Origin of the sequence: Micromonospora sp. NPDC049171 (assembly GCF_040648275.1) — a bacterium.
Lineage (GTDB): Bacteria > Actinomycetota > Actinomycetes > Mycobacteriales > Micromonosporaceae > Micromonospora.
Genome location: NZ_JBEZDJ010000004.1, coordinates 136,227 through 150,399 on the forward strand (window position 1 = coordinate 136,227; position 14,173 = coordinate 150,399).

Consider the following 14,173-nt stretch of genomic DNA (forward strand, 5'->3'; position numbering starts at 1 on the left):
CAGATCTAGCTCGATTCGGTGCGTTCCGGCCCACCGGCCGCCGCCGAGCCCCGCCTTGGCAGACCGGCGGATCTGTCGTACGGTGACACGCAAGTAACCCACGGGAGCCCGGTGTACCGGGCTGAGAGGGGGGCTGACAGCCCCCGACCGTCGAACCTGATCCGGATAATGCCGGCGCAGGGAGGAGAGTTGCCGTGCCGTCCCTGGGGCGACTGCATCTGATCACCGACACCCGACCCGGTCGGGACCCGCTCACCGTGGTCCGGGCCGCCCTCACGGTGGCCCGCGCCGACCTGGTCGTGCAGGTCCGGGTCGAGGACTCCGCGACCGACCGCGAGGCGTACGACCTGGCCCGGCGGGTGCTGGTGCTCTGCCAGCCGTACGAGGCGACCTGCCTGGTCAACGACCGACTGCACGTGGCGTTGGCGGTGGGTGCCGCCGGCGGCCACGTCGGAGCGGACGACCTGCCGGTCACCGCCGCCCGTCGGGTGCTCGGCCCCACCGGCGTGCTGGGAGCCACCGCCCGCGCGCCGGAAACGGCGACCGCGGCGGTCGCGGCGGGAGCCAGCTACCTGGGCGTCGGCCCGTGCCACCCCACCAGCACCAAGTCCGGCCTGCCGGACCCCATCGGGCCCACCGGGGTACGCGCCGTCGCCGACGCCGTCGACGTGCCGGTCATCGCGATCGGGGGCGTGACCGCCGCCCACGTACGGGAGCTGCGGGCCGCCGGGGCGTACGGGGTGGCGGTGGTCGGCGCGCTCTCCGCCGCCGCCGACCCGGCGCAGGCGACCGCCACGCTGATCGAGGCCCTGACGTGCTGACCGGCCGGTCCGAGTCGGCGTCCTCCGACGACCGGGGCCGGCCGGACGTGGCGGTGATCGGGGCCGGGCCGATCGGGTTGGCGATCGCCTGGCGCTGCGCCGCGCGGGGGCTGCGGGTGGTGGTGCACGATCCGGCACCCGGCTCGGGGGCGTCGGCGGTGGCCGCCGGCATGCTCGCCCCGGTCGCCGAGGCGTACTTCGGTGAGCGGCAGCTGACCGAGCTGCTGCTGGCGTCCGCCGCCCGCTGGCCCACGTTCGCCGCCGAGCTTGCCGACGCGACGGGCGTCGACATCGGCTACCGGACCGAGGGCACCCTGCTGGTCGGGTTGACCCGCGACGACCTGGCCGAGGCGCGCCGGCTGTGGGCGTACCAACAGGGGTTGGGTCTGCCGGTGACCCCCCTGCGCCCCAGCGAGCTGCGCGACCTCGAACCGGCCCTCGCCCCCCGGGTGGGCGGCGGCGCGCTCGCGCCCACCGACCACCAGGTCGACCCCCGGCTGCTGGTGCCGGCGCTGCGCACGGCCGCGCAGCGGGCCGGCGCGGTGCTGGTGCCGCAGGTGGTCACCCGGCTGTCCGATGTGGACGCCGCGGTCACCGTGGTCGCCGCCGGCTGCGGGGCCGCCGCACTCACCGGCCTGCCCGTGCGGCCGGTGAAGGGCCAGATCCTCCGGCTGCGCGCGCCCGACGGCGTCGCGCCGGGCTTCCGGCACGTGATCCGGGGGTACGCCGACGGCGAACCCGTCTACCTGGTGCCCCGCCCCAACGGCGAGGTCGTGCTCGGCGCGACGGTCGAGGAACGGTCGGACACCACCGTCACCGCCGGTGCCGTGCAGCGCCTGCTCCGCGCCGGCGTCGACCTGCTGCCCGAGCTGGCCGAGTACGACCTGGTCGAGGCGGTCGCCGGGCTGCGGCCGGGCACCCCGGACAACGCACCGATCCTCGGGCCGCTGCCGGGCCGACCGGACGTCCTGATCGCCACCGGTCACCACCGGCACGGCATCGTGCTCACCCCGGTCACCGCCGACCTGATCACCGACCTGGTGTGCGCCGGCGTACCCGATCCGCTGCTCGCGCCTTTCCGGCCGGACCGGTTCGTCGGTGTGGCGGCGGACGGTGAGCCCGAAACGACGATGAAGGGGGACCTGTGGAGTTGACGGTGAACGGGGCCGGGCGAAGCGTCCCGGGTGAGGTGTCGGTGGCCGATCTGGTCCGTGACGTCGCCCCGCAACCGCGCGGGGTGGCGGTCGCGGTCAACGGCGAAGTGGTGCCCCGGGCGGGTTGGGCGACCACGGCGCTGCGCGACGGTGACCGGGTCGAGGTGCTCACCGCGGCGCAGGGCGGGTGAGCGGGGTGTCGTTCGAGCTGGGTGGGGAGACGTTCACCTCGCGGCTGATCCTCGGCACCGGTGGTGCCGCGAATCTGCACGTGCTGGAGCAGGCGATCCGGGCGTCCGGCACCGAGCTGGTCACCCTGGCCCTGCGCCGGGTGGACACCGCCCCGGGCACGGCCGGTGGGCTGCTCGACCTGCTGGACCGGTGCGGGGTACGCCTGCTGCCGAACACCGCCGGCTGCCACACCGCGACCGAGGCGGTGAAGGTGGCCCGACTGGCCCGGGACGCGTTCGACACCGACTGGGTCAAGCTGGAGGTGATCGGCGACGAGCGGACGCTGCTGCCCGACGGGGTGGAGTTGCTCCGCGCCGCCGAGGAGTTGGTCGCCGACGGTTTCACCGTCCTGCCGTACACAAGTGACGACCCGGTGCTCGCCCGCCGGCTCGCCGACGTGGGCTGTGCCGCGGTGATGCCGGCCGGCTCGCCGATCGGCTCGGGGCTGGGCATCGGCAACCCGCACCACATCCGGCTCATCCGCCAGGGTGTCGACGTGCCGGTGATCCTCGACGCCGGCATCGGCACCGCCTCCGACGCGGCCCTGGCGATGGAGTTGGGCTGCGACGGCGTGCTGCTGGCCAGCGCGGTGACCCGGGCCGCGGACCCGGTGGCGATGGCCACCGCGATGCGCTACGCGGTCGAGGCCGGACATCTGGCGGCCGGCGCCGGCCGGATCGCCCGCCGCTTCCACGCGCTGGCGTCCACCCCCGACGAGGGAAGACCAAACCTGTGACCGCCTCACCACCGCCCCAAGCGTCACCGCCGCCGACGGCGTCGCCGCCGGCGGGAGATCTTGGAAGCAAACCGCCCCTGGAGGGGCACGTTCCTTCCAAGATCTCGTTGGGGAGGGTGCCGTCGGGGGTGGTCGTTCTTACCGATCGGATTGCCGCTCGGGGTGGGCTTGAGCGGGTTGTCGCGGGAGCGGTGGCCGGGGGAGTGCGCTGGGTGGTGCTGCGGGAGAAGGACCTGCCCCGCGCCGAGCGCGCCGCCCTCGCCACCGACCTGCGCGCGATCCTCGCCGACGTCGGCGGAACCCTCGTCGTGGCCGGGCCCGACCCGCTCGGCGGCGACGCCGTGCACCTGCCCGCCGCCGGCCCGTACCCGCCGCCGACCCACCGCCTGGTCGGCCGCTCCTGCCACGACGAAACCGAGCTGAACCGCCTGACCACCGAGCACTACGCCACCCTCTCCCCGGTCTACCCCACCAGAACAAAACCGGGGTACGGCCCACCCCTGGCCACCGAAGGGCTGCGCAAGCTGATCAGGATCAGCCACGTACCGGTACTGGCCCTGGGCGGTATCGAAACCCCGGAACAGGTAGCCGCCTGCGTAGAGGCAGGAGCCGCAGGGGTGGCAGTGCTGGGCACGATCATGCGAGCAACAGACCCCGCCGAAACAGCGGCGATCCTGACCAGCGCTTATGCCGAGGCGGTCACCCCGATGCTGACCAAAACCCGGCACGGAGGCACCAGGTCCCCACGAGCGGGGCTGCGGCCGACAGTGCCCACGCAGGGATCAAGCCTGACCGCCCGGAGTGGGCACTGTCGGCCACAGCCCCCAACCGCAACCAAAGACGAGGGAAGATGACGCCGAGCACCATCCTCACCATCGCCGGCTCCGACTCCGGCGGCGGCGCGGGCATCCAGGCCGACCTCAAGGTCTTCGCGGCGCTCGGCGCGTACGGCACGAGCGTCCTCACCGCGGTCACCGCCCAGAACACCCGGGGTGTCGACGCCGTGCTGCCGATGCCGCCGCGCACGGTGACCGAGCAGCTGGACAGCGTACTCATGGATTTCACCGTGCGCGCGGTCAAGACGGGGATGCTCGGCACCCCGGCCGTCGCGGACGTGGTCGCCGAGGCGGCCCGGGACGGCCGGCTGCCGCAGCTCGTCGTCGATCCGGTGCTTGTCGCCACGAGTGGACACCGCCTCGGTGTGGTCAGTGCGGTGGAGCGGCTGCTGCCGTACGCCAGGGTGGCGACGCCGAACTGCGCGGAGGCCGCGGCGATCACCGGACGTCCGGTGGACGACGTGGCCGGGATGGTCGTGGCCGCCGAGGCCCTGGCATCCGGCGGCCCGGAGTACGTCGTGGTCACCGGCGGTGACCTGGGCGGCGGCGAGGCGGTCGACGTGCTGCACGGCGGCGGCGTCACCACCCTGCTGCGCGCCCCCCGGGTGGACACCCGGCACACCCACGGGACCGGGTGTTCGTTCTCGGCGGCGATCGCCGTGCGGCTCGCCCTCGGCGATCCGGTGCCGGCCGCGGTGGGGGCCGCGAAGGAGTACGTGCTCCGTGCGCTGACCGGCGCACGGAGTTGGGAGCTGGGCGCGGGACGTGGACCGCTGGATCACTTCGGCTGGTCCGCCTGATCACCAAGGGAGTTGTCATGCAGGCACGAGGCAAGGTGTACGTCGAGGGTTCGCGGCCCGATGTCCGGGTGCCGTTCGCGGAGGTGGGGCTGACCGGGGATCTTCCGCCGGTGCGGCTCTACGACACGTCCGGCCCGGGATCGGACCCGTCGGTGGGGTTGCCCGCGTTGCGGGGCCCGTGGATCGCCGAGCGGGGTGACGTGGCACCGGTGCGCGGCGCGGGTACGCCGCTCGCCGGTGTGGACGGACGTCGTCCCACCCAGCTCGCGTACGCGCGGGCGGGTGTGGTGACGCCGGAGATGGAGTTCGTGGCGATCCGGGAGAACGTCGACCCGGAGCTGGTCCGGGCCGAGATCGCCGCCGGTCGGGCGGTGCTGCCGCTCAACGTCAACCACCCGGAGTGCGAGCCGGCGATCATCGGAAAGGCGTTCCTGGTCAAGGTGAACGCCAACATCGGCACCTCGGCGGTCAGCTCGTCGGTCGCCGAGGAGGTGGAGAAGCTGACCTGGGCCACCCGCTGGGGCGCGGATACCGTGATGGACCTGTCCACCGGGAAGCGGATCCACGAGACCCGCGAGTCGATCGTGCGGAACTCGCCGGTGCCGATCGGGACGGTGCCGATCTACCAGGCGCTGGAGAAGGTCGGCGGCGACCCGGTGAAGCTGAGCTGGGAGGTGTTCCGGGAGACCGTGATCGAGCAGGCCGAGCAGGGCGTGGACTACATGACGGTGCACGCGGGGGTGCTGCTGCCGTACGTGCCGTTGGCCGTGGACCGGGTGACCGGGATCGTGTCCCGGGGCGGTTCGATCATGGCAGCGTGGTGCCTGGCGCATCACGAGGAGAACTTCCTCTACACCAACTTCGAGGAGTTGTGTGCGCTGCTCGCGCGGTACGACGTGACGTTCTCCCTCGGCGACGGGCTGCGGCCCGGCTCGATCGCGGACGCCAACGACGAGGCGCAGTTCGCCGAGCTGCGCACGCTCGGTGAGCTGACGAAGGTCGCCTGGGCGTACGACGTGCAGGTGATGATCGAGGGCCCCGGTCACGTGCCGATGCACAAGATCAAGGAGAACGTGGACCTCCAGCAGGAGTGGTGCCACGAGGCGCCCTTCTACACGCTCGGGCCGCTGACCACCGACATCGCGCCCGCGTACGACCACATCACCTCGGCGATCGGCGCCGCGATGATCGGCATGTTCGGCACCGCGATGCTCTGCTACGTCACCCCGAAGGAGCACCTTGGCCTGCCGGACCGGGACGACGTGAAGGCGGGCGTGATCGCGTACAAGATCGCGGCCCACGCGGCGGACCTGGCCAAGGGGCACCCCGGCGCGCAGGAGTGGGACGACGCGCTGTCGAAGGCGCGGTTCGAGTTCCGCTGGGAGGACCAGTTCAACCTCTCGTTGGACCCGGAGACCGCGCGCTCGTACCACGACGCGACGCTGCCGGCCGAGCCGGCGAAGACGGCCCACTTCTGCTCGATGTGCGGCCCGAAGTTCTGCTCCATGAAGATCACCCAGGAGCTCAAGGAGTACGCGGCGCGCGGCATGAAGGACAAGTCGGAGGAGTTCGTCTCCGGCGGCAGCCGGGTCTACCTGCCGCTGGCCTGACCAGTCTCGCGAGCGCGCGCGCCGGGTGGCCGGACCGTCCACTCGCGCGCGCCCCGGGATGATCCACTCGGGTTCACTGATATCGCGGTATCCGGGCGGGCGGGACAGCCCGACTTCAATGAACCCGAGTGGATCAGGCGTACCCGAGCAGCGACTGACCCACCGGCCGGCGGGTCAGTCGCGGTGGTGTCGGCCGGTGGAGCGCAGCGAACGTCGGCCGCTCTCCTGCTGCGGCTCGTTGTCCGACACCGGCTTGCCCAGACCGGCGACCCAGTCGACGAATTCCTCGTCCTGCGTCGGCAGGGCCTCCGTCGCGTCCGACCCGTCGGGGCTCTTCTCCTCGGCCCGGGACCGGTTGCGGCGGAACAGACCGCCGAGCCGCCCCCGCCGGGAGGGCTGCTCGGCGACCGTCGCGGACGTCGCCGCGGCACGTGTGGCGTCGGTGCTCGCCGGGTCGTCGGTGCCTGCCTTGTCGTCGGTGTCTGCCTTGTCGCCGGTGGCGCTGTCAGTGGCGGTGGTGCTGCCGGTGCTGGTAGCGCTGCCGCTGCCCGTGCCGTTGCCGCTGCCCGTGCCGTTGCCGGTGCCCGTGCCCGCGCCGGTGGGCGCGCCAGCCCGGTCCGGCACGGCCGGAGGCTCCGTCGAGCCCGGGTGTCTGGCCGCAGCGGCCAACTCACTTGCCGTGGCCGGGCCGGTCGGCGCCGTCCACCTCGCCGAATCGTCCGGCGACCCCGTCGGCTCGGCGCGACGAGAGGTGTCGAACGCGTTCCAGGTGGCAGCCCGGCTCAAATCCGGCAGCGGCACCCGGTGCCTGGCCTTCGGCGTCTGCCCGGTCGACTCGTCCGGTCCGGTCGGTGGCTCCGCTGCCGTCGCCCCCGGCTCGGATGCCTGCGGTGGCACCGTCCAAGCCGGGGTGACCGGCCAAGCCGACGGCGCAGGCGTCCACCGGACCGCGTCCGGGTCGCTGGCGGCCGTGACCCCGAAGAACCCACCGGTCTGATCGTCCTCGGTGGTGCGCCGCGCACTGCTCGTCTCGCCAGCCCTCGCCGTCGCCGATTCGACGGCCGGCTCGGCCGGCCGCGCCGTGGCACCAGCGCCGGCGCCGGCGCCGTCCGGGGTACGCGACGGATCGTCCGCCGCCGCCTTGGTGCCGGCCGGGGTGGCCGCTGCACCTGCCGGACCGGTGGGGGTGGGTGTTCTGGTCGGGCCGGCGGTGCCGGTCGGGGTGGGTGTCCTCGTCGGGCCGGCGGTGCTGGTCGGGGTGGGTGTTCTGGTCGGGCCGGCGGTGCTGGTCGGGGTGGGTGTTCTGGTCGGGCCGGCGGTGCCGGTCGGGGTGGGTGTCCTCGTCGGGCCGGCGGTGCCGGTCGGGGTGGGTGTCCTCGTCGGGCCGGTCGTGGGGGTCGGGGTGACGGGGGTTCTTGTCCGACCGGTTCTGGTGGTCGGGGCTGCTGCGCTGGCGGTGGCCTCGGTGACCGGGCCGGATTCGGAGTTCTGGCCCTCTTCGTCGGGCACGTCGGTGCCGGCGGCCGTCTGGTCGGTGCCCGTCGACCCCGATGCCGGCGCACCGTCGGCCGGATTGGTGGTGGCCAGCGGGCTGGCCTTCGGCTTACGGACTCGGCGTGGCTTGACCGTCAGCGGCGCATCCACCCCGTCTGTGCTGGTCCCGTGCGCGCTGCCCCCGTCCATGTTGGCTTGGCCCGCGCTGACCTCGTCCGCACTGGCTGCCCCCGTGCTGGCGGCAACAGCACCGGCAGTTCCCGTGCTGACCTCGTCCGTACCGGCTGTCCCCGTGGTGAAGGCAACCGCGCCGGTGGGATCCGTGCTGACCTTGGCCGCACCGGATGTTCCGCTGCTGGCGGCGGTCGCGCCTGAGGTTTCCGTGCTGGCGGCGGTGGTGCCGGAGGTTTCCGTGCTGGTGGCGGTCGTGCCGGTCGTGCCAGTGCTGACCTCGTCCGCACCGGTAGTTCCCGTGCTGGCGGCGGTCGCGCCGACGGGTTCCGAGCTGATTGCGCCTGCGCCGGCTGCTGCCGTGCTGCTCGTGCCCGTGCTGACGGTGCCGGCGCCGGGTGTCTCCGAGCCGGTCGAAGCGGCCCCCGTCGGGGCGGTGGTGCGTCCGCCGGTCGGCGTTGCGCTGGTGCTCGCCGCGATGCTGCCGGTCGGCTCGTCGGCCGCCGGACCAGCTGTCGGAACGGCGGCGTCGGCGCGTCCGGCCGTGGTGCCGGTCGGGCTGGTGTCGGCGGGTTTGGCCGGGCGCGTGGTCTCGGCCGGGGAGATGACATCATCCCGGCTCAACGAGGGCATTTGCCGTCTGGCGGTGAACTCACCGGTCGGATCGGTCAGCCAGCTCGCGGGCTTCGCCGGCACGGCGGGAGTCGAACCGTGCTGGCCGCTCGCGGTGGTCGCCGGCCAGTCCCAGTGCGCCGGGACGGTGCGTACACCATCGGAGCCGCCGGCCGCACGCGGACCTGGCGCGGAGCCGGCCAGCTCTCCGGCTGGCGACCCGACCGCCGGCGACCCGACCGCCGGCGACCCGACCGCCGGCGACCCGACCGCTGGCGGCGCGACGGTCGGCGACCCGGCGGGTTCCGGCGCGTCGGTCCGGTTGGCGGTGGCCTCGTCGTTCGCCGGGCTCGCCGACGCGGCGTTGGGTAGGACCGGGCCGGTCGGCAGCGCGCCCAGGATGTCGGTGGGCTCGATCGCCGCGGATCCCGCGGTGCGGGCGCGCGACGGCCAGCGCAGCAACGCGGCGGCGGCCGCGCCGAGCGCGCCGGCGAGGATCGCGATCAGCGCGCCGTAGTACGGATTCACCTGGTAGCGGTCCACGGAGTCACCCGGACCGGCGGTCAGGTAGGCGAACGCCACAAGCACCGGACCGGCCACCCCGGTTGCCCCGCTGATCAGGGGTTCCTGCCCCCGCCAGCGAGCCAACCCGGCGGTCGCGGCACCGGCCAGCAGCGCCACGATGGGCAGCAGGAGCAGTGCCAGCCGTTGCGCGGCGGCGTCGTCCAGCCAGCTCGGCTCCAGCACGCCGAGCCGGACGGTCGGCAGCGGCCCGGCCGTGCCGAGCGACGGCAGGACGGAGATCAGCGCCAGCAGCCAGACCGCGCCGGCCACCGCCGCCATGTTCCAGCCCAGCTCGGGCCGGAGCTGGACGGCGATCGCCGCGCCCGCCCCGATCACCGCGCCGAGTACGGCGCAGATGCCCACCGCCCAGACCGGGTCAACGGAGATCAACTCCGCTGCGCGGGCGGGCTGCATGCAGAGCGGGGCGATGACGACGGCGCCGAGTGCCGCCGCGCCGCCGATCGCCAACTGCCGGCGGGTGCTGGCTGCCGGAGCGTCGCTGCGGGCGAGGCGTCCGGTCAGGACAGCGCCGACGACTGCGGCGTTCGCGGCGAACCAGCCGACCCAGACGAGTTGGGCGGGCCACTGGTTGACGGTCGTACCGGTGAAGGCGCCGGTCAGCCGGACGATGCCGAAACCGTACGCGACGCCGAGCTGGCCGGCCCCGGCCAGCACGCTCACCCCGAGCGCCGTGAGCAGCAGTCTGCCCCAGGTCCGAAAGGCCATGTCCGGCACGTTACGCACCCTGTACACCGGACCGCCACCGGCGCGCCGCGCGGCGCGCCGGCTCGCCGTTCGGCGGGTCTACTTGAGTTCGACCAGTCGAGCCAGGTAAGTCGTGTCTCCGACATTGGTGAGCATGTGCACGGCTCCCGGGTCCCGGTAGACCACTCCGCCGGTGGGCTCGTCGGCGTCGATCCGGGTGCCGTCGATGGTCTGCACGACGTTCTTCGCGCCCTCGATCGCCACCACCAGGTACGGGTGATCATGCCGGTGCAGCGGCTGCCGCTCACCCGGCTCGAGCCGGATGTGCCAGACCCGGACCCGGTCGTTCTCGTACACGATCTCCTGGCCCACCGGCCCGAGTTCGGTTCCGTCGATCACGTCGGTCATCGTTCTCCGTCCAGTTGTGGGAGCACCTCGGCGGCGATCAGCTCGAGGTGGTCGAGGTCCGCGAAGTCGATCAGACGCAGGTGTACGCGGGTGGCGCCGATCGCGGCGAACTCGCCGATCCGCTGCGCGAGCTGCGCGGGCGAGCCGACCACCGGGTCCTCCGGCGGCAGCGCGCTCTTCTCGTGCAGAGGTGCGGCCCGGCGCTGGGCCTCGGCGTCGGTCCGGCCGATGGCCACGACGAGCCCGGCGGAGAGCACCAACGGCGCTCGACCGGACTCCGTCCGACCGGTGCGCTCGCACGCCTCACGCACCCGGTCGAACGCCGCGGCGGTGTCCGCCACGGACTTGAACGGCATGTTGAACTCGTCGGCGTACCGGGCGGCCAGCTCGGGGGTGCGCTTGGGGCCGCGCCCGCCCACGATGATCGGCGGCCCGGGCACCTGCACCGGCTTGGGCAGGGCCGGCGCGTCGACCAGGCGGTAGTGGTCGCCGCTGAAGCTGTAGGTCTCACCGGCCGGGGTACGCCACAGCCCGGTGATCACCTCAAGCTGCTCGGCCAGCCGGTCGAAGCGTTCGCCGACCGGCGGGAACGGAATGCCGTACGAGGTGTGCTCGCGCTCGTACCAGCCGGCGCCGATGCCCAGGTCGACCCGGCCGCCGCTCATCTGGTCGACCTGCGCGACCATCACCGCGAGAGGGCCGGGCAGGCGGAAGGTGGCCGACGTCACCAGGGTGCCGAGCCTGATCCGCTCGGTCTCCCGGGCCAGCGCGGCGAGGGTCAGCCAGGCGTCCGTCGGGCCGGGCAGGCCCGGGTCGGCACCCATCGACTGGTAGTGGTCGGCGCGCAGGAAGCCCTCGTAGCCGCACGCCTCGACCAGTCGGGCGAACCGGAGTTGCGTCTCGTAGCTGGCACCACGGTTCGGCTCGGTGAAGACCGACACCCGCATGCTCATCGTCCTTCCGCGCCGGCCGCGGCCGGCTGCTCGCGTTCCATCAGCAGCTCGTGGAGGTCGGCGCTGACGCGGGCGACGTCGGCCAGGTGGGCGTTGCGGCCCAGGGTGCGGGGTCGGGGGATGGCGACGTCCACCACCTTGCGGATCCGTCCGGGGCGGGGGCTCAGCACGACCACCCGGTCGGCGAGCAGCACCGCCTCGTCGATCGAGTGGGTGACGAAGACGATCGTCGGCTTGTTCTCCATGTGCACCCGCTGGAGTTCGCCGGAGAGTTCCTCGCGGGTGAGCGCGTCCAGCGCGGAGAACGGCTCGTCCATCAGCATCACCCGGGGCTCACCGATCAACGACCGACACAGCGACACCCGCTGTTGCATGCCGCCGGAGAGCTCGTGCGGGAGCCGCTTCTCGAACCCGGCCAGCCCGGCCACGTCGAGCAGTTGCCGGGCCCGCTCGCGGTGCTTGGCGCGGCTCCAGCCGAAGATCTCCACCGGCAGCAGGACGTTGTCCAGCACGGTGCGCCAGGGCAGCAGCGCCGGCTTCTGGAACAGCATGGCGATGTCCTGGCGGGGACGGGAGATCGGCGTACCGGCCACGGTGATCTCACCGGCGGTCAGTGGGAGCAGCCCGGCGATCAACCGCAGCAGTGTGGACTTGCCGCAGCCGGAGCGACCGAGTATGGCGACGAACTCACTCTCGGCGACGTCGAGGTCGATGCCCCGCAGCGCCTCCACCCGGCCGGATCGGCCCTCGAAGGTACGGGACACCCCGGTCAGTCGGATCATCTCCGGCGCACCTCCGCTAAGTGGTCGGTCAGGAATCCGACAAAGGCTAGCGGCGTGTCTGCCTATCGAGCCGTCCGGGGTGGTCATGAGGTTGTTTCCGATCCGCAACCCGATACGCCTGGCGTCGCAACTGTGCCTTTCTCGTACGCTGTGCCCGCGAAGAGTCCCCCCACGACGGCGGCGTCCGGCTTCCACCCCTCCCGCCGGCCCGTCATGACAACCCCCTCCGGCGGCCTGTCGGCCCCGGTTGGAAAGGACATGGTGCTACTGATGAGAAGGCTGACCCGTACGGTCGCTACGGCCGCGCTGGCCACCGCCCTCGCTCTCGTTTCCGCCTGCAGCAGCGGGTCGGACTCGTCGGACGACGCCAAGGGCGGCAAGGGTGGGGAGCTGGAGAAGGTGATCTACCTCACCTCCTTCGGCAACTTCGGCCGTGACTCCTACGCCTGGGTGGCGAAGGAGAAGGGCTTCTTCAAGGACGCCGGCTTCGACGTCGAGATCAAGCCTGGTCAGGGCACCGGCGGCGTGATCCAGACCATCGTCGGTGGCCAGGCCCAGTTCGGCCCGGTCGACCTCACCGGCAGTCTGCTCCAGGTCGGCAACGGCCAGGCGAAGGACTTCACCGTGGTGGCCGCGATCCAGCAGCGCACCATGGCCGGCATCGCCTCGGTCGAGGGCAAGAACATCGCCTCGCCGAAGGACCTGGAGGGCAAGAAGCTCGCCGACACCCCCGGCTCGGTGGTCCGCAACCTCTTCCCGACGTACGCCCGGCTCGCCGGTGTGGACGCGAGCAAGGTGACCTGGGTCAACGGTGAGGCGCAGGCCCTGATCGGCACGCTCGCCTCCGGCGCGGTGGACGGCATCGGCCAGTTCGTCGTCGGCCAGCCGACCATCGAGGCGGTGGCCAAGAAGAAGGCCGTCATGCTGCCGTACAGCAACGTGATGCAGGACCTCTACGGCAACGTGCTGATCACCTCCTCGAAGATCGCCAAGGAGAAGCCCGAGATGGTGAAGCGGTTCACCACGGCGCTGCTCAAGGGCTTGGAGTACAGCCTGGCCAACTCGAAGGAGGCCGGCGAGATCCTGAAGAAGAACGTCGACGCCGCCAACCCGGTCGCCGCCGCCGCCGAGCTGGAGCTGATGGCCGCGTACGTCCGGTCCGGCAACACCGGCACCGCGATCGGCACCCTGGACAGCGGCCGGGTCGCCAAGAGCATCGCGATCCTGCAGGGCGCCGGCGCGCTCAAGCAGAACATCACCCCCGAGCAGATCATCGACTTCAGCCTCGCGCCGAAGGCCTGATCGTCCGGTCGTCACCCGGGGGTACGTCTCGCCGAGTTCCGGTGGGGCGTACCCCCGTCGCTCGTCGGCCCCCGGGGGCCGTGGGATTTCGAGGAGGACAAGATGACCGACGTCCGGTCGGTGGACCCGGCGGTGGCGGCATCCCCACCCGTGGGTGTCGGACCCGAGGCGGGGCGGGCAGGTCGAGGCGCCGGTCTCCGCTCCGGGGCCGGGGCGGCGCTGCTGCCCGCGGCCGGCCTCCTGGTCGCCCTGGCGGCGTGGTGGCTGATCGCCCGGCTGGAGCTGGTCCACCCCGCGGCCCTGCCACCGCCTGGCGACGTGCTCACCGCGTTCGTCGACAAGCCCGCCCAGATGCTGGAACACACCTGGGACACCCTGCTGGAGATCCTTGTCGGCTTCGCGCTGTCGGCGGCGGCCGGCATCCTGATCGGACTCTCGCTGGCCAGCTCCCGAACGGTGGAGCGGATGTTCACCCCGCTGTTGGTCGCGGTGAACGCGGTGCCGAAGATCACGCTGGGCCCGCTGTTGGTGGTGGCGCTGGGCTGGGGTCAGAGACCGATCCTGACCATGGTGTTCCTGCTCTGCTTCTTTCCGATCGTGCTCTCCACCGCGACCGGGCTCACCACCACGCCGGCCGACCTGGCCGAGCTGGTGCGTTCCTGGAACGCCTCCCGCTGGCAGGCGTTCCGCAAGGTGCGCTTCCCGGCCGCGTTGCCGCAGATCTTCGTCGGGCTCAAGGTGGCCATGCCACTGGCCGCGATCGGCGCGGTGATCGGTGAGTTCCAAGCCGGCGAGAGTGGCCTCGGCTACGTCATCACGCAGTACGCGGGCGTCGGCGACACCGCCACCGCCTGGGCGGCGATCATGTTGGTGGCGTTGGTGAGCATCCTGCTCTACTCGGCGCTCGTGTTGACCGAACGGATCGCCCTGCCCTGGGTCCGCGAGACCACCAGCAGTCGCTGAGCGCACAGGAAACGCGAAGGGCCGGCCCCCA

13 protein-coding genes and 1 riboswitch are annotated in these 14,173 nt (G+C 72.7%); of the genes, 9 read left to right on the top strand and 4 right to left on the bottom strand.

Features of this window, described 5'->3' with window-relative positions; translation table 11 throughout:
• Window positions 1-90: 90 nt before the first annotated feature.
• Window positions 91-200, top strand: a riboswitch (TPP riboswitch).
• The 7 genes from thiE (at window position 195) to thiC (ending at window position 6,188) form a co-directional block, all read left to right on the top strand.
• Window positions 195-821, top strand: coding sequence for a thiamine phosphate synthase (thiE, locus tag AB0B14_RS06995; RefSeq protein WP_357521762.1), 627 nt, complete (start codon window positions 195-197; stop codon window positions 819-821). It overlaps the preceding riboswitch by 6 nt.
• Window positions 818-1,975, top strand: a complete 1,158-nt coding sequence (gene thiO, locus AB0B14_RS07000; protein WP_357521915.1) for a glycine oxidase ThiO — start codon at window positions 818-820, stop codon at window positions 1,973-1,975. The genes thiE and thiO overlap by 4 nt, the downstream gene beginning before the upstream one ends.
• Window positions 1,966-2,166: a sulfur carrier protein ThiS gene (gene thiS, locus AB0B14_RS07005; protein WP_357521764.1), complete on the top strand. Its 201-nt coding sequence runs from the start codon at window positions 1,966-1,968 to the stop codon at window positions 2,164-2,166. Before thiO ends, thiS begins: the two co-directional genes overlap by 10 nt.
• Window positions 2,163-2,942, top strand: a complete 780-nt coding sequence (locus AB0B14_RS07010) for a thiazole synthase (protein ID WP_357078728.1) — start codon at window positions 2,163-2,165, stop codon at window positions 2,940-2,942. The genes thiS and AB0B14_RS07010 overlap by 4 nt, the downstream gene beginning before the upstream one ends.
• A 107-nt stretch (window positions 2,943-3,049) precedes the next feature.
• Window positions 3,050-3,796 carry a thiamine phosphate synthase gene (locus AB0B14_RS07015; protein WP_357521766.1) on the top strand — a complete coding sequence of 249 codons (747 nt, stop codon included), beginning with the start codon at window positions 3,050-3,052 and terminating at the stop codon, window positions 3,794-3,796.
• Window positions 3,793-4,578 (top strand): bifunctional hydroxymethylpyrimidine kinase/phosphomethylpyrimidine kinase, encoded by a 786-nt coding sequence (gene thiD, locus AB0B14_RS07020; RefSeq protein ID WP_357078734.1) that lies wholly within the window; start codon window positions 3,793-3,795, stop codon window positions 4,576-4,578. The genes AB0B14_RS07015 and thiD overlap by 4 nt, the downstream gene beginning before the upstream one ends.
• Window positions 4,579-4,595: 17 nt before the next feature.
• Window positions 4,596-6,188 (top strand): phosphomethylpyrimidine synthase ThiC, encoded by a 1,593-nt coding sequence (thiC, locus tag AB0B14_RS07025; protein WP_357078737.1) that lies wholly within the window; start codon window positions 4,596-4,598, stop codon window positions 6,186-6,188.
• A 174-nt stretch (window positions 6,189-6,362) separates the two neighbouring features.
• Here the strand turns inward: thiC and AB0B14_RS07030 are convergent, their stop codons facing one another.
• From AB0B14_RS07030 to AB0B14_RS07045, 4 genes are all read right to left on the bottom strand, one after another.
• Window positions 6,363-9,755, bottom strand: a complete 3,393-nt coding sequence (locus tag AB0B14_RS07030; RefSeq protein ID WP_357521768.1) for a hypothetical protein — start codon at window positions 9,753-9,755, stop codon at window positions 6,363-6,365.
• A 78-nt stretch (window positions 9,756-9,833) separates the two neighbouring features.
• Window positions 9,834-10,142, bottom strand: coding sequence for a cupin (locus AB0B14_RS07035; RefSeq protein ID WP_007465195.1), 309 nt, complete (start codon window positions 10,140-10,142; stop codon window positions 9,834-9,836).
• A complete protein-coding gene (locus AB0B14_RS07040) occupies window positions 10,139-11,089 on the bottom strand; it encodes an LLM class F420-dependent oxidoreductase (RefSeq protein ID WP_357078876.1) in 951 nt (316 codons plus the stop codon). Before AB0B14_RS07040 ends, AB0B14_RS07035 begins: the two co-directional genes overlap by 4 nt.
• Window positions 11,090-11,091: 2 nt before the next feature.
• Window positions 11,092-11,877 (bottom strand): ABC transporter ATP-binding protein, encoded by a 786-nt coding sequence (locus tag AB0B14_RS07045; protein ID WP_357078744.1) that lies wholly within the window; start codon window positions 11,875-11,877, stop codon window positions 11,092-11,094.
• A gap of 270 nt (window positions 11,878-12,147) precedes the next feature.
• On the opposite strand from AB0B14_RS07045, the gene AB0B14_RS07050 reads away from it, so the two are divergent.
• Window positions 12,148-13,179, top strand: coding sequence for an ABC transporter substrate-binding protein (locus tag AB0B14_RS07050; RefSeq protein WP_357078747.1), 1,032 nt, complete (start codon window positions 12,148-12,150; stop codon window positions 13,177-13,179).
• A 102-nt stretch (window positions 13,180-13,281) separates the two neighbouring features.
• On the top strand, window positions 13,282-14,142 hold the full coding sequence (locus AB0B14_RS07055) for an ABC transporter permease (RefSeq protein WP_357078750.1): 861 nt from the start codon (window positions 13,282-13,284) through the stop codon (window positions 14,140-14,142).
• Window positions 14,143-14,173 lie beyond the last annotated feature (31 nt).

Bases quoted from the DNA above. Each gene is read 5' to 3' on its own strand.
- thiD (WP_357078734.1), top strand. From the start codon at position 3,793: ATGACGCCGAGCACCATCCTCACCATCGCCGGCTCCGACTCCGGCGGC.
- thiC (WP_357078737.1), top strand. From the start codon at position 4,596: ATGCAGGCACGAGGCAAGGTGTACGTCGAGGGTTCGCGGCCCGATGTC.
- AB0B14_RS07030 (WP_357521768.1), bottom strand. From the start codon at position 9,755: ATGGCCTTTCGGACCTGGGGCAGACTGCTGCTCACGGCGCTCGGGGTG.
- AB0B14_RS07035 (WP_007465195.1), bottom strand. From the start codon at position 10,142: ATGACCGACGTGATCGACGGAACCGAACTCGGGCCGGTGGGCCAGGAG.
- AB0B14_RS07040 (WP_357078876.1), bottom strand. From the start codon at position 11,089: ATGCGGGTGTCGGTCTTCACCGAGCCGAACCGTGGTGCCAGCTACGAG.
- AB0B14_RS07045 (WP_357078744.1), bottom strand. From the start codon at position 11,877: ATGATCCGACTGACCGGGGTGTCCCGTACCTTCGAGGGCCGATCCGGC.
- AB0B14_RS07050 (WP_357078747.1), top strand. From the start codon at position 12,148: ATGAGAAGGCTGACCCGTACGGTCGCTACGGCCGCGCTGGCCACCGCC.
- AB0B14_RS07055 (WP_357078750.1), top strand. From the start codon at position 13,282: ATGACCGACGTCCGGTCGGTGGACCCGGCGGTGGCGGCATCCCCACCC.